The sequence below is a fragment of the Bradyrhizobium sp. WCU1 genome (assembly GCF_053474805.1).
The window spans coordinates 4,108,093-4,126,307 of sequence record NZ_CM130280.1; the positions used below are offsets into that span (position 1 = coordinate 4,108,093).

The 18,215-nt window shown below is 65.8% G+C and carries 21 protein-coding genes; 13 read left to right on the plus strand and 8 right to left on the minus strand.

The annotated features are described in order from the left end of the window. The first annotated feature begins 1 nt into the window (after window position 1). Window positions 2-430 (plus strand): phasin family protein, encoded by a 429-nt coding sequence (locus tag ACTUWL_RS19070; RefSeq protein WP_021079514.1) that lies wholly within the window; start codon window positions 2-4, stop codon window positions 428-430. Between the two features lie 147 nt (window positions 431-577). On the opposite strand, the gene ACTUWL_RS19075 is transcribed toward ACTUWL_RS19070, so the two are convergent. Genes ACTUWL_RS19075 through ACTUWL_RS19090 form a run of 4 tightly spaced genes read right to left on the minus strand, consistent with a single transcriptional unit; the run spans window position 578 to window position 3,219 of the window. Continuing rightward, a complete protein-coding gene (locus ACTUWL_RS19075) occupies window positions 578-1,825 on the minus strand; it encodes an MFS transporter (RefSeq protein ID WP_021079513.1) in 1,248 nt (415 codons plus the stop codon). Continuing rightward, window positions 1,822-2,151 carry a hypothetical protein gene (locus ACTUWL_RS19080; RefSeq protein WP_021079512.1) on the minus strand — a complete coding sequence of 110 codons (330 nt, stop codon included), beginning with the start codon at window positions 2,149-2,151 and terminating at the stop codon, window positions 1,822-1,824. Before ACTUWL_RS19080 ends, ACTUWL_RS19075 begins: the two co-directional genes overlap by 4 nt. Beyond that, on the minus strand, window positions 2,138-2,713 hold the full coding sequence (locus tag ACTUWL_RS19085) for an isochorismatase family protein (RefSeq protein ID WP_021079511.1): 576 nt from the start codon (window positions 2,711-2,713) through the stop codon (window positions 2,138-2,140). The genes ACTUWL_RS19080 and ACTUWL_RS19085 overlap by 14 nt, the downstream gene beginning before the upstream one ends. A 53-nt stretch (window positions 2,714-2,766) precedes the next feature. Next, window positions 2,767-3,219 carry a MarR family winged helix-turn-helix transcriptional regulator gene (locus tag ACTUWL_RS19090; RefSeq protein WP_035651759.1) on the minus strand — a complete coding sequence of 151 codons (453 nt, stop codon included), beginning with the start codon at window positions 3,217-3,219 and terminating at the stop codon, window positions 2,767-2,769. Between the two features lie 238 nt (window positions 3,220-3,457). Between ACTUWL_RS19090 and ACTUWL_RS19095 the strand changes: the two genes are divergently transcribed. The 3 genes from ACTUWL_RS19095 to ACTUWL_RS19105 all read left to right on the plus strand — a co-directional run bounded on the left by ACTUWL_RS19095 (window position 3,458) and on the right by ACTUWL_RS19105 (window position 5,765). After that, the gene (locus ACTUWL_RS19095; RefSeq protein WP_021079509.1) at window positions 3,458-4,414 is read left to right on the plus strand and encodes an alginate lyase family protein; all 957 of its coding nucleotides are present in this window, start codon (window positions 3,458-3,460) and stop codon (window positions 4,412-4,414) included. Between the two features lie 10 nt (window positions 4,415-4,424). Then, entirely contained in the window at window positions 4,425-5,243 is an 819-nt protein-coding gene (locus ACTUWL_RS19100; RefSeq protein ID WP_021079508.1) for a hypothetical protein, read from the plus strand. A gap of 213 nt (window positions 5,244-5,456) precedes the next feature. Continuing rightward, entirely contained in the window at window positions 5,457-5,765 is a 309-nt protein-coding gene (locus ACTUWL_RS19105) for a hypothetical protein (protein ID WP_021079507.1), read from the plus strand. Between the two features lie 148 nt (window positions 5,766-5,913). Here the strand turns inward: ACTUWL_RS19105 and ACTUWL_RS19110 are convergent, their stop codons facing one another. Next, complete coding sequence (locus tag ACTUWL_RS19110) at window positions 5,914-6,183, minus strand: hypothetical protein (protein WP_291736455.1); 270 nt, start codon at window positions 6,181-6,183, stop codon at window positions 5,914-5,916. A 287-nt stretch (window positions 6,184-6,470) separates the two neighbouring features. Here ACTUWL_RS19110 and ACTUWL_RS19115 point away from each other — a divergent pair, with 287 nt between their 5' ends. The 8 genes from ACTUWL_RS19115 (at window position 6,471) to ACTUWL_RS19150 (ending at window position 12,312) form a co-directional block, all read left to right on the plus strand. Continuing rightward, complete coding sequence (locus ACTUWL_RS19115) at window positions 6,471-7,541, plus strand: sensor histidine kinase (protein WP_021079505.1); 1,071 nt, start codon at window positions 6,471-6,473, stop codon at window positions 7,539-7,541. A 41-nt stretch (window positions 7,542-7,582) separates the two neighbouring features. Next, window positions 7,583-8,239 carry a response regulator transcription factor gene (locus ACTUWL_RS19120; RefSeq protein WP_021079504.1) on the plus strand — a complete coding sequence of 219 codons (657 nt, stop codon included), beginning with the start codon at window positions 7,583-7,585 and terminating at the stop codon, window positions 8,237-8,239. A gap of 160 nt (window positions 8,240-8,399) precedes the next feature. Then, entirely contained in the window at window positions 8,400-8,762 is a 363-nt protein-coding gene (locus ACTUWL_RS19125; RefSeq protein ID WP_021079503.1) for a hypothetical protein, read from the plus strand. 2 nt (window positions 8,763-8,764) lie between these two features. Next, window positions 8,765-10,507, plus strand: a complete 1,743-nt coding sequence (locus ACTUWL_RS19130) for an OmpA family protein (protein WP_021079502.1) — start codon at window positions 8,765-8,767, stop codon at window positions 10,505-10,507. Further along, window positions 10,507-11,019 (plus strand): Rab family GTPase, encoded by a 513-nt coding sequence (locus ACTUWL_RS19135; RefSeq protein ID WP_021079501.1) that lies wholly within the window; start codon window positions 10,507-10,509, stop codon window positions 11,017-11,019. Before ACTUWL_RS19130 ends, ACTUWL_RS19135 begins: the two co-directional genes overlap by 1 nt. Before the next feature lie 272 nt (window positions 11,020-11,291). Then, window positions 11,292-11,702 (plus strand): DUF3597 domain-containing protein, encoded by a 411-nt coding sequence (locus ACTUWL_RS19140; protein ID WP_021079500.1) that lies wholly within the window; start codon window positions 11,292-11,294, stop codon window positions 11,700-11,702. An 82-nt stretch (window positions 11,703-11,784) separates the two neighbouring features. Next, window positions 11,785-12,063: a hypothetical protein gene (locus ACTUWL_RS19145; RefSeq protein ID WP_021079499.1), complete on the plus strand. Its 279-nt coding sequence runs from the start codon at window positions 11,785-11,787 to the stop codon at window positions 12,061-12,063. Window positions 12,064-12,135: 72 nt separating this feature from the next. After that, complete coding sequence (locus tag ACTUWL_RS19150) at window positions 12,136-12,312, plus strand: hypothetical protein (protein ID WP_021079498.1); 177 nt, start codon at window positions 12,136-12,138, stop codon at window positions 12,310-12,312. A 377-nt stretch (window positions 12,313-12,689) separates the two neighbouring features. Here ACTUWL_RS19150 and ACTUWL_RS19155 read toward each other — a convergent pair whose 3' ends face one another. Next, window positions 12,690-13,508 (minus strand): class I SAM-dependent methyltransferase, encoded by an 819-nt coding sequence (locus tag ACTUWL_RS19155; protein WP_021079497.1) that lies wholly within the window; start codon window positions 13,506-13,508, stop codon window positions 12,690-12,692. Further along, window positions 13,495-13,959 (minus strand): Rrf2 family transcriptional regulator, encoded by a 465-nt coding sequence (locus ACTUWL_RS19160; RefSeq protein ID WP_021079496.1) that lies wholly within the window; start codon window positions 13,957-13,959, stop codon window positions 13,495-13,497. The genes ACTUWL_RS19155 and ACTUWL_RS19160 overlap by 14 nt, the downstream gene beginning before the upstream one ends. Window positions 13,960-14,113: 154 nt before the next feature. On the opposite strand from ACTUWL_RS19160, the gene ACTUWL_RS19165 reads away from it, so the two are divergent. Beyond that, window positions 14,114-16,204, plus strand: coding sequence for a tetratricopeptide repeat protein (locus ACTUWL_RS19165; RefSeq protein WP_291736464.1), 2,091 nt, complete (start codon window positions 14,114-14,116; stop codon window positions 16,202-16,204). A gap of 7 nt (window positions 16,205-16,211) precedes the next feature. Here ACTUWL_RS19165 and ACTUWL_RS19170 read toward each other — a convergent pair whose 3' ends face one another. Continuing rightward, window positions 16,212-17,945, minus strand: a complete 1,734-nt coding sequence (locus ACTUWL_RS19170) for an ATP-dependent Clp protease adaptor ClpS (protein WP_021079494.1) — start codon at window positions 17,943-17,945, stop codon at window positions 16,212-16,214. Window positions 17,946-18,215 lie beyond the last annotated feature (270 nt).

The window sequence follows — 18,215 nt, forward strand, 5'->3', positions numbered from 1 at the left end:
CGTGACGGATAACAGCTCATACATCGATATGCTGCGGAAATTCGGTACTGATCTCGGCTTGCCGAAGCTGAACGTGGACGAATTGCTGCAGACCCAGAAGAAGAACCTCGAGGCGCTCGGCCAGAGCGCGAAGGTCGCCGCACAGGGCGCGCAATCGGTGGCGCAGAAGCAGCGCGAGGTGCTGGAGGCCGGCCTGCGCGAGGCCTCGACGCTGGCGCGCGAGTACAAGCCGCTCGGCAAGGTTCAGGAGAACCTCGCCTTGCAGACCGAATTCGCGCGGAAGATGTTCGACATTGCGGTGAAGGGTGCCCAGGACAGCGCGTCGACCGCGCGGCAATCGACATCAGATGCGGTCAAGATCATCCAGGATCGCATGAAGGAGAGTTTTGAGGAGTTCCGCGCCAGCGTCCGTCCGAACAAATCGGCCTGAGATCGTCGGCCCGCACGCCGGCGCGGCCGGGCGGAAATGATGGATTGCTTCGCCGAGCCTGTCGTCCGGCGGCGCTTCGCGCCGATCGGCGGCTCGCAATGACGTGAATGACGTCACGCTACGGGTACGTCTGAATGCGACCCTGGCTCATTCGGCCGGCGGCATGCTGCCATGTCCGCTGCGCTGTCCGGCCGCGGCGTTCGCCCGCGAGAGCATGCCGAGCGCGACGAGCGCGGCGGCAAACCCTGCTGCCGCACCGACGCCGAGCGCCCAGCGCGGGCCGAGATGGTCGGCGACCCAGCCTACGATCGGTGCGCCGATCGGCGTGCCGCCTAGCGCGACGCCGAGCCGCAGCGCCATCACGCGCCCGCGCATCGCGGGCTCGGTCGAGAGTTGCATCAGTGCGTTCGAGGTATTCAGGATCGTCAATGAGGCGATGCCGATCACGACCAGGGCGGCGGCGAACAGCCAGTAGTTCGGCGCCAGCGCGGCCAGTGTACAGCCGACGCCGAAGATCGCCGAGCCCAGCATCAACGCGACAAAGCGCGGCTGGTCGCGTGTCGCCGCCAGCAGCGCTCCCGACATCGTCCCGATCGCCATCATCGATGACAGCAGGCCAAAGCCGCGCGCGTCGGTATGGAAGACGCCGACCGCCATGGTCGAGATGAAGATCGGAAAGTTCAGCCCGAAAGTGCCGATCAGAAACAGCATGACCAGGGTCGCCCTGAGATCGGGGCGGGACCAGACATAGTGAAATCCCTCCATGATGCCGCCGCTGGCACGGGCTGCGCGCGCATTCGGTCGCAGCTCGGATTTGCGCAGCAGGCACAGCGAGGTCAGCACCGCCATGAAGGACGCCCCGTTGAACAGGAACGCCCAGCCGGTGCCGACCGAGGCGATGACAAGGCCGGCCATCGCGGGGCCGACCATGCGCGCGGCGTTGAACGAGGTCGAGTTCAGCGCGATGGCGTTCGACAAGTCCCGATCACCGACCAGCTCGGCCACGAAAGTCTGGCGGACCGGGGCGTCGAGCGCGGCGCTGCAGCCGAACAGAAACGCGAACACATAGACGTGCCAGAGCTGCACCAGCCCGGTGACGGTGAGAACGCCGAGGATGAGCGACAATGTGCCCATCGTCGCCTGCGTCGCCATCAGCAGCCGCCGCTGGTTGAAGCGATCGGCGGCGAGTCCGGACCACGGCATCAGCAGGAGCTGCGGGCCGAATTGCAGCGCCATCACGATGCCGACGGCGGATGCGCTGTGATGTGTCAGCTGGGTCAGGACGAGCCAGTCCTGCGCGGCGCGCTGCATCCAGGTGCCGATGTTCGACACCAGCGCGCCGGCCGCCCAGACCCGGTAGTTGAAGCTTGCGAGTGATCGAAAGACGCGTCTCATGTTCGCTGTGGATCATTCCCGCCGTGGAACCGTCCGAACCGCCGCGCCATGACGATACCGAATAGAAGTCCGCCGAGACCGACGGCCGCGACATCGCTTGTGTTGCGGAGGGCGAATTCGCCGACGCGGCAGATCAGCAGATAGCCGACGAAAAGATTGAAGAAGCCCCAGATGATATTGACGGTCGACGTCGACAATCCTTCTCCCGGCGGTTTGGCGAACGGGGTCTGGAACGGTTCGCCCATGATGCCGGCGACGACATGCGGGATCGCGTTGGTGAGGAAGGCGCCGCCGAAGAAGTAGGCGACGAGGTCAAGCCAGTTCATGCGCGTGGATCCTTTCGAGCAGATCGATGATCGCCTGGGTCGAGCCGGTTTCACCGAGCCGGGGGAATACCTGTTCGATGCTGTAGTCATGGGCGTTCGGCCGCGCATCGGTCATGGCGTCGATCGCGAGCGTGACGTTGAGGCCGGCCTCAAAGGCCTGCCGTGCCGTGGATTCGACGCCGGTGCCGGTCGCAACGCCTGCGACCACGACATGCGTGACGCCGCGGGCCTTTAGCTGCATCTCCAGATCGGTGCTGGCAAAGGCGCCCCAGGTCCGCTTGGTGACGACGATGTCGCCCGGCTGCCGGTCAAGTTCCGGGAGCAGGTCGGTCCAGCCGTCGGGAAATGCACTGTTGTGGCGCGGACGCTCGGTTCGACCGGGGGCAACGCCGTCGACATTGACCAGCACGACCGGCAGTCCACGCCGCCGAAACGCATTGAGCAGGGCGCGGGCGCGCGCCACGACGTCGGCGAACGGATGAACGAAGGGCGCGCCGGCGAGCCCGGCCTGCAGATCGACGACGATGAGCGCGGTGATCGGATCGAGCGTCGTGAGGGCCATGATTGTTACCTTTTCAACCGGATGTTCTTCGCGATTGGCGGCGGCGACCGGCGTCAGTCCGCGACCAGCCGCTTCAGCAAGCCGACCGCGGCGGCGAGTTCATCCTGCTCCCGCGCCGACAGCCGCGCCGCGATGGTGCGCGCCAGCCAGTCCTGTCGCGCGGCGCGGCCGGTGCGCAGTCGCTCGCGGCAAATGTCGGTGAGCGACATGATTGTCTGGCGGCCATCGTCCGGATCCGGCGCACCGCGGACCAGGCCTGCGGCCTCGAGCGCCGAGATCGCCGAACTCATTGACTGCGGACGCATTCTCTCCGACCGCGCCAGGCTGGACACGGTCGCGGGGCCGTCCTTCTCGAGGCGCAGCAGCACCGCGACCTGCGACGGCGGCAGGTCGTCACGTTGCCCCTGCTCGCGCAGCCGGCGCTTCAGCGTTCCGATCAACAGGCGAAGATCTTCGGCGAGCGCGGATGTCCGCGCTGAGCCGGCACGGGCCGGTGAACTGTTCATGCCGGTGTGATGACACATATACAGGTAAACTGTAAAGCTTGCCTTCGCAGCTAATCTTCATATTGCCGTGATCGTCGGCGCTCGCGCTGAACGGGGGTTCAAATCTGAACGGTGCCTGAACCCGGTTCTGCGGCGCATCACTTTAGATTTTGTTGTCTTGTTGCGTGCGGTTCTCGATGACTGTATCCGCGCTCACGACGTGGGGTGTCTTCCCGCGGTGGCTCGCGGAGTTCTTTCAATGAAGCATGACGTCCGTTTCGCGGCGATCGGCGTGTCGATCGCTCTTGTCTGCCTTGCGCAACCGGCCGCGGCCAGGACGTGCGAGGCGCCACCGGCACTGACGTCGGTCGATCCACCGGGCTTCTACCAGAATGCAGGCGGATACGCGGAAGCGATCAAGCCGCTGCACGCGTTCATTGCAGAGGTCAACAAGGCCGCCGATGAACACGATCTGGATTGCGTCATGGACTTGCTTGCAGGCTGGGCGAGGGGAAGCGCCCTGCTGACATCAGGCGCCAATTATCAGAGCGATTTCGAGCGCTCCTGGGCCGGGACCGATTTCGCGCTCGCGCTGCTGCGCTTCCCGGCGGCACCCACCAAGGCCGATCATCGCTTCCAGCAGATCAAGCCGTGGCTGATCCGGATTGCCGAGGAAACCCGCGATGCGGATCGCATCAATCACCTCGGCAACAATCTGGTCTATTGGGCCGGCCTCGATCTGATGTCGATCGGCACCCTGACGGATCGCGGTGACCTGGTCGATGCCGGCATCTCCCGGGCGCGTCAGGGCATCAGGGATATCGGCCCGCATGGCGAACTGGAACGCGAGTTGAAGCGCGGCGAGCGCGCGCTGCACTACCACAATTTTGCGCTCACGCCGCTGGTGTTCTGCGCCGAACTCGCGAGCCGGCGGAACATCGACCTCTATGCCGAGAACAATGGAGCGATCCATCGGCTCGCTGGCCTGATCGTGCGCGCCGTCAAGGATGAGCGCAGTTTCGGCGCTCGCACCCAGGTTCAGCAGCAACTCTTCCCCTGGACCTTCCAGGGCGATCTCGCCTGGATGGAGCCGTACTACGCCCGGTTTCACAGCCCGGACTTGCCGGCGATCATCCGCGCGAGACGGCCATTCAACAATCCAAGGCTCGGTGGCAACGTGACGGCAGTTTGGGGCGCGCCCCTGCCGAACAGCTGACGGAGCAGTCATGGCGAGGGCTTTCTGCTTGCTTCTCGCGCTTGGTTCAACGCGCGTTCTGCTTACGCTCGCGGCTCTTCTGGGCGCGATCTCCGCGGCGCGGGCCGGCGAGGCCGCCGTCGGCGTCAACGTCATCAATCCCTATGTGCTCAGCGTCGCGGATCAGAATGCTATGCTGGATGCGATCCATGCAGCCGGCGTGTCGGTCATCCGCGCCTCCATCACGCTGGACGACAAGGGCATCGACTACGCCGAGCGAGCCTGGCAGCGCGGCATCAGGATCGAGTGGCTGATCTACCATTTCGGCGGCTACGATCCGTTCGGAAGCACGCCGCTGTCCGCTGCCGACCCCGAGCAATTCCACGCGACATTGCAGCCGGTCCTCGATCGCCTGGAAGCCAAGGGCATCGTTCTGGCCGCCTTCGAACTCGGCAACGAGATCAATCTTTCCGGCACCAATCCGGAATTCGTCAAGCCGGTCGGCCGCGCACGCCAGCTCAGCCTGTCCGATCTGGAGAATGATCCGCAAGGGCAGCGCGTGGCGGGCGGTATGGGCGCCGAGGCGGGACGCTGCGCGCTACCAGATGACGCGTGCGCAAATCAGCGCCAGCGGCAGGACCGCAAGACCGATCGGAACCCATCTGCGCATGTCAACAGGATCCCGCGAATATCGGAAGATCTGGATGCAAACGAAGAAGCAGACGGCGGCACCGAGCAGGATGCGGAACAGGTCAGAAGGGGTGTCGTACAAAGTCGCAAAGCTCTCATTCTGGGGCATGGCCACCCGGGCCGTTGTTACCACCACGACGAGCAGAAAAAGCGTCCTTAGAACGAGACCGAGAAACCGCATAGGCGTGCCAGCCATCACTCTGTTCGAGTCGAACTATAGCACGAATCCGGCAACAAAATAAGCATCTGCACAAGTTTGTGCAGTGCGACGGCCTCATGACGGCCGGTTCATTCAAGGGCAAGCTGCTATGAAAGACGGCACGACTTTCGTGGGCATGCCGATCCGAGGCGCTCTCAAGGGGTGGATACCGTCATGGTTAACCTGATCGTCGGTTTCGCACAGGTCGCGCTTGTCCTGATCAGTCCCGCCGGTCCGGCTGCGGATCGCACCTGGCAGCCGGCGGTTGAGCGGATCAGGGTGGTCTGCGATCAGGACTGCAACTGTTGGCGAACGCGCTATCAGGGGCGCCGGCCAATGGCTGCCGGCCGCGACGACCTCGCCTGTCTCTCGACCGACGGGCGTCGCGTCGGTGATTACAACGGCCACTATCGCAAGGGGCCGGCGAAGGGGGTGGGCTTTGACAGCAAGTCCCCGGTCCGGGAGTTCTCGTTCCCGTTCTAAAGCGTGATCCGGAAAAGTGCGAAGCGGCTTTCCGACAAGATCATGCTCAAACAAGGAGCTAAAGCGCGATGACGATTCAACCCAATCTCATCGCGCTGTAGCGGGATCGCGAACGGCGCGCCGGAGGTCAGCCGCGACCTGCGCCGGCCTATTCGCTCGCTGCGTTGTCGGCCGCAGCCGCGTAGATTTCCCGGGCGCGTTTGGTCACGGCCGCATAGCGCGCCGTGGCGCTGAGGCTCATCAGGCCGGCGCGCACCAGGCCGAGAATGGCGCGCCGTGAGTGGAACGGTCCGGTCTTGCTCGCAGCATATCCGCGCGGATAGAGCTGCAAGCGGCCTGCGAGGGCTTCCCGCAACGCGACCTTCTGGGTCGCGCTCAGGCGCCGGCGCCGCGCTGGCTTCTCTGCTTCCGCCAACATGTGCAGTTCGATGCGCGACGATTTCCGTGGCGCGGCCCTCATTGTCAGTCCAAGCTCCGGTCGACTGGCGCGACCCTCCCAGGGCGCGGCCCGGCTGGCGTCGCCATCGGCGACGGCATGTGGCACATCGTGGATTGCGCCTTTGCTCATGTCCGAGAGAGAACCGCATTTCGTGCGGCGGCGGCATCTGACGAAAGTCAAGATCGGTTGTGACGAAAGTCATATTCGTTTACGACCGCAGCCGGCTTACGCCAGAGTGGGCTGCTCGCTGAGTTGATGGGCAACGCATGATCGATTTGAGCGCGGATTTGCTTGCGGCCGCAGAAGCCGATGTCATCGGTCTCGCCGTCATCGGGGCCGACCGGAGCATGCAGCGGAAAATCGGGCGGCTGGTCGAATGGCTTCCCGCGATCGGCGTCGATTGCTGCGAGTGCATGCTGCTGGTCGGCATGGAAGCCGAGTTGGCGGCGCTTGCCGGCGGCCGGCGGGACATCATTGCGCTGGCCGGCGTGCGCGGCGCATCGCCGGGCATCGCGCAGCCGATGACGGCGGTGGTGCGGTGGAATGGCGCGCGGTCGCACTACTTCGTCATCGCCATGCCCGACTTTGCCGGGCGTCAGGTCGAAACGCTGCTCGGCAGCGAGCGCCGGGCGCGGCGCCTGATGGAGCAGCAGCTCGAGGCGGCGAGCGCGGAGGTGCGCTTTGCCTCGCTGGCGCGAACGCGGCTGCGGCTGGCGCGTGATCTGCACGACACGCTGGTGCATTCGATCGTGGCGCTTCTGACCCAGATCCGGCTGATCAGGCATTATCTCTCGGCCGATCCGGCGCGCGTGGCGGACAGCCTGGCAACCGCCGAAGATGCCGCAGCGAGCGGCCTTTCGCGCGCCCGTGAGGCCATCGATCGCCTGCGCACCCCCGACGACCTGAAGCTCGATCCCGATGTCGAGGGACTGCTCAGCGACTTTGCCGCACGCAGCGGCGTCCGGGTGTCGATCCAGATCGACGAAGAGGCGCGTGCCGGGTTGCGCGATTGCGGATTGACGGTTCAACGCATCCTCAGCGAGGCGCTGCGCAACGTCCAGGCCCATGCGCAGGCACGCCGGGTCTCCTTTCACGCCTTCGATGCACCGGCGGCGGTCGGCCGCAAGCTCGTGGTCGAGATCCGCGACGACGGCCACGGCTTCGATCCCGCGGTCCCTCATCCCGGACATTTCGGATTGATCGGAATGGCCGAATTTGCTGAACTTGTCGGCGGAAGCTGCGCGGTCGAGAGCGCACCCGGACAGGGAACGCTGGTCCGGATATCGCTCCCCGTGGCGGTGCCGCCGGCCGGATCGGTCGGTGTGCTGGCCGATTGATGCCGTTGCATTCAGGACCTTCGAGAGGATGACGCAAGCCCGTGAGCAGGATTGAGAAGGTACGGGTGCTGATCGCCGAGGATCAGACCCTGATCAGGGAAGGTATCGCAACACTGCTTGCCCAGCAGAACGATGATTTCGAGATCCTTCCCGGTGCTGCCGACGGCGAGCAGGCCATCGAATTCGCGCGGCGCTACCGGCCGGACGTCATCCTGATGGACCTGCAGATGCCGCGCGTCGATGGCATCGCAGCGACCCAGCGGATTCTCCGCGAGCTGCCGCAGACCCACATCGTCGTGCTGACGACGTTCGAGACCAACGACCTGATCTTCGAAGCGGTCAGCGCGGGCGCCAAGGCCTATCTGCTCAAGGATGCCAGGATGGAGGAGATCGCATCGACGATCCGCGCGGTCATCAACGGCCAGTCCGGGCTTTCGCCCGGTGTCGCAGCGCGCATTCTCGACGAGTTCAAGCGGCTCCGCGGCCCGCGCGTCTCGGCGAAGCTGCCGGTTCGCGACGGGCTGACCGCGCGGGAGAATGAAATTCTCACGCTGATCGTCGAGGGCAAGAGCAATACCGAGATCGGCGAGCGGCTGCATTTGGCCGAGGGTACGGTGAAGAACTATGTCAGCACCATCCTGGAGAAATGCCAGGTCAAGAACCGCACGGAACTCGCAATAAAGGCAATAACTTACTAGAAATAATTGGCCTTGTCCGTACAACCAGGCCGCTGATCTGGCTGAAATTGCTCGCCTTTCTCTGGGCCGCGCCCACAAAATTGGCTATAGGATTGTTCCGGATTTGCTTTTCGACACGGCAGGTCCGGATTGCGCAGCTTTGAGTGAGCAGGGAACGACCATGAAGGGTATCGAGCGCCAGACCAAGGATTCGGATGGACTGGCAAACGCGGCGGCCGGCAACGGCGCGGATGCCGCAGCGCATGGCATGGCGGCGATCGATCAGGTCCGCGACCTGCTGTTTGGCGGCGCGCAACGTTCGCTCGAGACCAACCTTTCGGGTCTGCGCGAGGAGATGCGGGCATCGCTGAAGCAGATGCAGGCGGATTTCACCAACGAGCTCACCGCGCTTTCTGCGCGGCTCTCCGACCTCGAGCGGGATACCGAGCAGAAGCGGCTCGACTCGCTGAAGGATGTCGGCGCGGCCATCACCCAGCTCGGCACCGTCATCAGCGGATTGGGATCCGGCCGCACGGGCAAATAAGCATGGCAGCTGCTGCCGGCCAGAATCGCGAGATCGAGCAGCTCAAGACATTGCTGTTTCAGCCCGAGGCGACGCGCCTGTCGTCGCTGGAGGCCGACCTCGACTCGCTGCAGCGCTATGTCGGCAATTCCGATCGCCTGGAGACGGCCACCGCCGGCATTCTGGTCGAGGCGCTGGAGCGCGCCGAGGTCAACCGGCCGCGCGAGCTCGCCAGCGCGATCGCGCCGGTGGTGGTCTCCGCGATCCGCAGTGAGATCAAGAATTCGCGCGAGCAGATGATCGAAGCGCTCTATCCGATCGTCGGCCGGCTGGTCAGCGCCGCGGTTGCGAATGCGTTCAGGGAGGTGGTTGCCTCGCTCGAGCAGCGCATCAACGCGCTGACCTCGGCGCAACTGTGGGTGGGGCGGATCAAGTCGCTGGCAACGGGGCGCCCGATCAGCGAGTTCGTGCTGGCCGACAGCCCGCCGCGGGTCAACCGGCTGCTGATCATCGAGCGCGGCAACGGCCGCCTGATCGCCGACTGGAAGCGCGACGCGACCCCCGACGAGCGCGCCGATCTGCTCAGCGCGATGGTGGCCGCGATCCTGGAGTTCTCGGTGCAGGCGCTCGCCGGCGAGGGCAATCTGCAAACGCTCGATTTCGGCGGCCGGCAGATCGCGCTGCGCGCCTCACCCCGCTTCATCCTGGCCGCGGAGTGCCTGGGCCCGCTGCGCCCGGCGGACAATGCCCGGATCAATTCGCTATTCTTCGACGCGATCGAGCGCATCGACCGGGGCGCGGATTGCGATGGCCCGATGCTTGCCTCGCTCGCAGCCGCGATCGAGACCGATGATACGCCGCCGCGGATCGCAGGCCGGCGCGGCAAAGTGATCCTGTTTGGCGTGCTCGCCGCTGTGCTGGCGCTGCTGCTCTGGCTTGCCGCGACCTCGGTGTCGCGCAGTCTTTTCGAGCGGCGGACCCATGCGGCGCTCGACCAGCTCGCAGCGAAGCAGCCGTTGCTGGCCACGTTCCCGCTACGGCTCGACTTCGATCACGGCAAGGCAAGCGTGGCCGTTACGGGAATCGAGCCGAGCCAGCTCGAGACCGCGCCATTGATCGACGCGCTCGCTGCGGCCGCGGCGCCGTACAGGATCGTCAACCGGATCGGGCTCGTGTCCGCGCCGGATCAGCTTGCCGCATCGCAGGCCAGCATCGCAGAAAGCCTGAAGCGCCTGCAGGCGAGCCTCGACCAGATGCGCGAGGCGATGAGCGCGCAGGCGAAGTCGGGCGACCAGAAGATCGCCGGGCTGACCGCGCAGTATGACAAGCTCGGCGAGCAGTACGCGAAACTGGGTGAGCAATTTACGAAGCTGCAATCCGTCGCCGACGGCCCGACGGCGCGGCTCGACCGCTTCATCTCTTCGACCGCGATCTTCTTCGCCAACAATTCGGATGAAGTCCTCTACAACGACCAGGCCGAGCAGCAGCTGCGCGAGCTCGCCGGACTGCTGGCGAACAGCGATCTCAAGATACGGGTCGTCGGCTACGCCGATCAGAGCGGCACCGAAGGCACCAACAAGACGCTGGGGCGCAAGCGGGCGGAGCAGGTCCAGCGCAGGTTGACCGCGCTCGGTGTCGATCCGTCGCGACTGATCCTGGTGTCGCGCGCTGCGGCGATGCCGATCACCGACCGGCTCGACGCCACCGTCGGCGGCAACCGCCGCGTCGCGTTCGAGACGGTCTATCGAGGCGAAGTGGCCCGCTGATGCTCACCGCGAAAGTCATGCTGCTCGGCGATATGGGGGTCGGCAAGACGTCGATCCTCTACCGGCTGATCTACAACCGGTTCGAGGGCCAGTACAAATCGACGCTGGGCGTCGAGATCCTGAGCCACGACGTGGCGCCGGCCGACGGCGGCGATCCGATGCGCCTCGTGCTGTGGGATACCGACGGCGATTTCGGCACGCAGATATTCGACACCGTCTACGTCACCGGCGCGTCTGCCGCCATCATCGTCTCCGACGTCACGCGGCCGCAGACCGTGACCCGGATGGTCGAGTTGGTCCGCGGTTTCGAGGAGCGCTTTCCGGGCCGGCCCTACCGCGCGTTGCTGAACAAGATCGACCTGCCGGAAGCCGCGGGCAGCGCCGGCGCGATTGCCGGGCTCGCCAAGTCACTCGCCAAGTCGAGCGTCAAGTCGGTCAGCGCCAAGACAGGCGTCGGCATCGCGGAAAGCTTTGTCGAGCTCGCCCAGACCATCCGCCGCCGCCAGCTCTAGCTCAACGCGCGTTGGTGTCAGCCGTCCCGACTTCTCGGGGCTGGCGAATCGGGCCGGGACGGCTGACTTCATCGCACGTGGGGCGTACGATGAAACGCTCGCGACGTGCGGTGCACGACCGCACGATTCTCGCCCCAAATTGCACCACGCCGTCCCACACTCCGATAGTGACGATGGTCATCTTCCGCTCGGCCAATGGCCTGCTTATCGTTTGCTCGTCACTGGAACCAGCCACGGGACCACGCCGTCCCGGGCGCATGGAGTGAGAGAACATGAGCATTTTCGGAAGCATCATGGGTGCAATCTTCGGCCATGGCGCACAAGCCAAGACGGCTGAGATCACAACGACGGCCGCGCCCGGCACGGCATCGGCATCAACATCGCCAGCTTCCACCTCGGCGGCGCCAGGGACGCCGGCGGCGCAAACGGTCGATGTCGCTGCGATCGTCGACAAGGCGGCGGCGGCCACCGGCGAGAAGCTCGACTGGCGCACCTCGATCGTCGACCTGATGAAGGCGCTCGGCCTCGACTCGAGCCTTGCGGCGCGCAAGGAGCTCGCGAAGGAGCTGCACTACACCGGCGATACCAACAACACCGCCACCATGAATGTCTGGCTGCATCAGCAGGTGATGGCCAAGCTCGCCGCCAATGGCGGCAAGCTGCCGGCCGACATCAAGACCTGACGACCGGCCTGCCTTGAGCCGTGCAGGGCCTTCGCGTCCTGTACGGCGCCGAGCGATGCGTATTGCGTGAGGAGCAGTTGCGATGACCTCATCTCATCTTGCCATCTTGAACCGGCCGCGGCCCGGCATCACCGCCGCTTCGATCGGCGCGGGACTTGGGCTCGCAGCATTGGCGCTGGGCATCACGATTGCGATCGCCCGCGCGGATAATCCCGGCGACGCACCGCAGCCGGCAACTGCGAATATGCAGCGCACGTCGCAGACCCTGCCGCCGGCGCGGGTGATCCTGCCTGCGCCGTGGGAGCAAGCCGCTTCCCCGCAGCCGGTCGTGGCGCCTGCGCAGTCGCAAGGCCGCAAGTAATCTTCAGCCCTCCGTCGTGGCCGGCGATCCAATCGTCGGGCCGCGCACAGCCCCCAGCTCTGGAGCCTCGTCATGCCAGAACAGGTCAAGCTGCCCCGAAAACTCTCGCAGGAGCCCGGCGGTCCGCCCGTGCTTCGGCCGAGTTACCGGCGGGTGATCGAGGAACTCGACCGCTGGGCCAACAGCCCCGGCCTGCAGCCGCCGGGTGACGAGGACAAGCGTGACGACGACAAGCGCCGGCGCAGGTGAAGCGAGAACGGCGCTGCCGTGGACCCGCAGCGCCGAGGCTGCGGGGCCGGCGGCCTCGTTTCCGATCAGTTGAACGGCACGCGCGCCCTGGCCGAGAACGTCCAGATCCGTGTGGTGCCGCCGAGCCCGCCATACTCCGCCCCAAGGCCCAGCACGGTGCCGCCCGCGAGTTTGGGATTCAGCCCGCCGGATACGGCGCGAGCACCACACTGTCGGTCAATGTCAGCGGATAGCTCAGCCTGGCGCCGGCAGACGCGCGGTCATTGCACGATTTGAGAAGACGGTCGCGCGGTTGCGCGATGAATCGCTATCATTCAACACACGCAAGCTGGTCATCGATAACGTACCGGCTCGCATGTTGGACCGGGCAGCGCGAGCTATCGGCGCAGGGCTGTCGCGATCAGCGCAGTGGAAGGAATCGAGAAGACGTCGCCGACCCGCCGTTGCTCGATCTCGCTCCGGAAGGCGCGCGCAACTGCCGTGCTCTGGTCCGCATCGAGCCCGCTCCAATGCGGCATGAACGCGAACAGTTTGTCGATGTCGGCAGGGTTGGCGACATTGAGCTTGAAGTCATGGGTGACTTCAATGACGACAGGATCGGAGAAGCCGGCGGCGACGACCGCAGCCGAGAGGCGGCCGGGATCGGCGAGTTCCGCGAGGCCGGTGCAGGGCATCGGCGTGACGTTGTCCGGATAGAGCCGCCGGATGACCTGCGCGAGCAAGAGATGCAGGGCGGCGCCGTCTGCGCTCTTCCAGACCGCAATCGCTGCCGACCCGCCGGGGCGCGTCACCCGCGCCAGCTCGCGCAGTCCGGCGCGCCAGTCCGGAAACAGCATCACGCCGAACACCGAGACTGTGGCGTCGAAGGCGGCATCGGGCAGATCGAGCGCCTGGCCGTCCATCTGCCGTGCCTCGATATTGGGAAGGCCGTGCGCGCCGACCCGCGCCACCATGCCGGCGGAGAAGTCGATCGCGGTGACGTCGGCGCCGGTCCGTGCGGCGGCGAGCGCCGCGGCACCGGTGCCAGTGGCGACATCGAGTACCCTGGATGACGGACCGATCGGAAGTGTTGCGATCGCAGCATCGGCGAACAACGTCGTGAACGGCTGCGACTGCGCCTCATAGGTGGCGACCATCTTGTCCCAGTGCGCGGGATCGTTGAACGGAAGAGGTTTCGCCGACTCATTTTGTTGCATGGATCTGGTCCTCGAGGCCTTGTTTGTGTTTGGCGAGCCGGCGCTTGAAATCCTTCGCGAGCGCTTCGAGCGTCACCGCATTGAGCCGTTTCAGGAACAGCGCCTCGACCTCGCGAAACGTGCCGGAGAGCGCGTCGTTGACCGCCTGTTCGACCAGGCAGCCGGGATTTTCCGACCGGTGGCCCATCGCAACGATCGTCGGCGCGCCGACCGCGCGATAGATGTCCGCCAGCGTGATGTCGGCGGGCGCGCGCGCCAGTGTCCAGCCGCCGCCATGGCCTTTCTCCGAATGGACCAGGCCCTGCTCGCGCAGGCCCGCCATCACGCGGCGCACCACCACCGGGTTGGTGGCCATCGCCTGTGCAAGTTGCTCCGACGTGACCGGCTCGCCCGCCCCGATCATGTGGAGCACGCCGTGCAGGACGCTGGACAGGCGGCTATCGCGGATCATGTAACTTCATATGTTACATGATGGGGCGAGCGTCAAGAGGGCGTTGGCGGGCCGCGATCCGATATTCGCGTGCCGGATTTGGCAACGTCGCGCGTTTAATCCGCATCGGGGTCTTGAAGGCGGGGGCGGTATGGGCAAGGTGGCGATTGATCGGATGTTGCTGGATGCGGTGGCGCATTACGGCGCGGGGCGCGCGATGGAGGCCGGCACGCTGTGCGGCGACATCCTCTCCGCCGATCCCGACCATATTCCGGCGCTGCATCTGTCCGCCGTCATCGCCTTCGTGACCGATCGCGCCGCGGAAGGCGCAGTGCTGCTGAACCGGGTGTTCAGCCTCGATCCGCAGCATGGACCGGCGTTCGGCACGCTCGGCGATGCGCTCGCCGTGAAGGGCGAGCACGAAGGCGCAGTGGCGGCGTTTCAGCGCGGCGTGATGCTGCGGCCGAAGGATGCCGGCCTGCACATCAAGCTCGGCGTGGCGTTGTGCGACCTGTCGCGCTTCGACGAGGCCGAGGCGGCGTTCCGCCGCGCCATCGCGCTCGACGGCGGCCTGACGCGGGCGCGGTTCAACCTTGCCGTTGCCCTGGCCGGGCAGCAGCGGCCGGTCGAGGCGGAGCAAGCCTATCGTGAGGTGATCGCGCGCGATCCGGCCTATCGCGGCGTCTGGCTCAATCTCGGCAATGCGCTCACCGATCAGAAAAAGCACGACGCTGCCGTCACCGCCTATCGCCGCGGGCTTGGCTTGGATCCCGACAATCCCGGGCTGCATGGCGGCCTTGGCGCGGCGCTCTACCGCCTGGGCCGGCTCGAGGACGCGATCCTGCACTACCGGCGCGCAACGGCGCTCGATCCGGGCAACCTCGCGCCGCAGCGCCTGCTTGCCATGGTGCTGCACGAACGCGGCGAGCGCGAGGAGGCGGTCCGTCTCTACCGGCAGCTCTCGGCCCGCGATCCCTCCGATCACGTCATCCTCAACAATCTCGGGGCCTGCCTGTTCGAGCTTGGGCAAGTCGACGAGGCGATCGCCTGCGCCGAGCTCGCGCTGGCGCTCAAGCCGGATTACGCTGCCGCGCACACCAATCTCGGAATCATCTTCGAGGCGCAGAATCTGGTCGAGGCTGCGGTCGCGGCGCATCGGCGCGCCATCGAGATCGAACCGCTCTATGCCAAGGGGCACGCCAATCTGGCGGTCGCGCTGCGCAATGCCGGCGACATCGATGCGGCGATCGTGTCTTCGCGCCGGGCCATCACGCTCGATCCCGAACAGCCGTTGGCGCACTACAACCACGCGCATTTCCTGCTGATGAACGGCGAGTTCGAGGAGGGCTTTGAAGAGTATCAGTGGCGCCGCAAGACCAGGATGCTGAGCGATGGCGATCCCGTGTTCGACGAGCCGGAATGGCAGGGCGAGCCGCTGGCGGGACGAACGCTGCTGCTGTTCGCCGAATACGGGCTCGGCGACGTCATCAATTTCGTCCGCTACGTTCCGATGCTGATGGGCAAAGGCGGCCGGATCATGCTCCAGGTGCAGCCGGCGCTGGTCGCGCTGCTGCGGCCGATGCTGCCCGGTGTCGTGGTGTTTGCCCGCGGCGAGCCATTGCCGCCGTTCGATCTGCAATTGCCGCTGCTCAGCCTGCCGCGGATCTTCCGCACCACCGTCGAGACCATTCCGGCGGCGACATCCTATCTGCAGGCGGATGCCGGCAAGCTTGCCCGCTGGCGCGACGCGCTCAGCGGCGTGTCCGCGCTGAAGGTCGGCGTGGTCTGGGCCGGCAATCCCAGGCACAAGGGCGACCGCCAGCGCTCGCTGCCGGCGGACGCCGTGCTGCCGCGGCTGGTCACGCCTGGTGTCCAGCTCTACAGCCTGCAGAAAGAGCCGCGACCGGACGATGCGCCGGTGCTGCGGCGACTCGGCGCCGATATCGTCGACCTCGCGCCGACGCTCGGCGATTTCGCCGACACCGCGGCGGCGGTCTGCGCGCTCGATCTCGTCATCGCCGTCGACACCTCGGTGGCGCATCTCGCCGGCGCGCTCGGGCGCCCGGTCTGGATGCTGTGTCCCTATGCGCTCGACTGGCGCTGGCTGCGCGATCGCGCCGACACGCCCTGGTATCCGACCATGCGGCTGTTCCGCCAGGACAGACCGCAGGCCTGGGACCGCGTGCTGGCGCGGATGTCGGATGAACTCGCGCGCGTTGCCGCCGGCGAGCGCGAGTTGCTGCTGCCGCCTCGTTTGGCGCGTTGACCGGCGATCACCCCGCGCTCATTCCCTGCGCGCCGCCGAGCAGCTTCAGATTGAGCCGGCCGCCGTCGAACAACATCTCGTTCAGTGCGCCGTCGATGTCGTCAGCGGTGACATCCTGGCCACCGTCGCGGGCGATGCTGGCCTGGGCGATACGGCGCATCAATTCCTTGATGAAGGCGGCGCTGACGCCTTCGGTGCGCTGCACCGCTGCATCGATGACGGACGGTACGAGCGGCAGGCCGCGGCCGTAGAGCCGGATCAGCTTGCCGCGGCCTGCCTCGTCGGGCAGCGGCACTTCGATCGCCTGGTCGATGCGGCCGGGCCGACCGGCCAGCGCGCCTTCCAGCTCTTCCGGCCGGTTGGTGGTCAGCACGAACAGGATGTCGCAATCCTCCTTCAGGCCGTCCATTTCGTTGAGCAGCTTGTTCAGCAGGGATTCCTCGCACGGTCCGCCCATGTCCTCGCGGTCGCGCGCGATCAGGTCGACATCCTCGATCACCACCATGGTCGGCTGCAGCAGTCGCGCGAGGCTCATATAGGCGCCGAGCAGGCCAACCTGCTCGGCGGTGATGATCAGCGTGGTGTGGCCGGGCAGGCTGGTGGCGAGATAGCGAATGGTGTGGGTCTTGCCGGTGCCGGGCGGGCCGTAGAGCAGGATGCCCTTGCGGGTCGACTGGCCGAGCTTGCGCAGCAGATCGCGGCTGTCGACGAACCCGAGCACGTTGCGGTCGAGCAGCCGCAGCGTCCGGTCCGGGAGGATCACGTCGTCGCGGGCGACCGTCGGCAGGCGATGCACGGTCAGACCACGCGAACGTCCGCGATAATTGGCGCCATCCTCCAGCGACAGGATCTTGCCGCGATAGGAGCGCGCCGCATGCACGGCCGTTTCCAGCTCGGCGAAAGTGCGTTGCACGAAAGCATTGCCGGCCGCGCCGGCAGGTAACGCAATCTCAATGCGCAGCGACGGCTCGTGATTGTATTCGCGATAGAATGTCAGCAGCACGGCGTAGCGCAGCTCGCCGGTTCGGCACAGCCATAGTCCATTGACGAGGCACTTCACCGGCTCGGCCTCGCCGATATCGACATCGCGATATTGCGGCGGCGCGATCGCCGGTGCATTGCGGCCAGCCTTCATCAGCGCCGCGAAGTCGAGCGTCTCGTAGCGATATTCCTCATGGATGCCGAAGAAATGGATCGGATCGGTGAACAGCTTGTCGATCGCGACCTGAACATCGGCGCGCATGTGGCCCGGAAACTGTCGCGCCCGTGTCACGATCAGGTTGCGCGGCACGCCGGCGAAATGCCAGTCGAGCGCAACGTAAGCGGATCGAAACGTCTCGCCCGGCAAGTCTTCCGAACTGCGGCGTGCCGCGAGCAGGCAGTCGCTGCACAGCGATGCAGTCGTCGTACCGGGGATCAGAATCTCCGTCACGGCCCGCGGGGCTTCGCAGAGATCGCAGGGGCGGCTGGCGTCGGCGGATTCGGTGCTAATCATCAACGGCTGGCCGTTGGAGCGGATCAGCCATTTCGCCGAGTTGAAGATGGCCCGTGCGACCGGTCCCGGATAGGGGCCGCAGGGAATAGCGCCGTTGGCCTCGATCAAGGCGGCGCAGGCAATGGCTTCCTGCTCGGATTTCCCGAACACCGTACGCAACAGGTCCTGCACGAACTCCAGCGGCGTTTCGTCGTCATCATGAATGAAGAGCCGGACCGGACCGTCGTCGCTGAACACGTCGTGCATGATCACCTCGAAACGCAATCGGAACCAAAAGAACAAAATAAGAACATCATGGCCGCCGGCCTGCGTCAAGCGAAAGATTCCGGCGTCTCATCCCTGACGTGTGGTGACCCGGCTCGGCCGGCCCAGCGGGATGCGCGTTGCATGCGTAAACGCCGCTCAACACTTGTGACGATTGTGTTGCGGCAAATGCCAAGACATGGCCGCCACAGCGGCAAACTTCCGACACATCATCGGGGCGAAAAGGAATAATCCGACATGACGCGAGCGCGG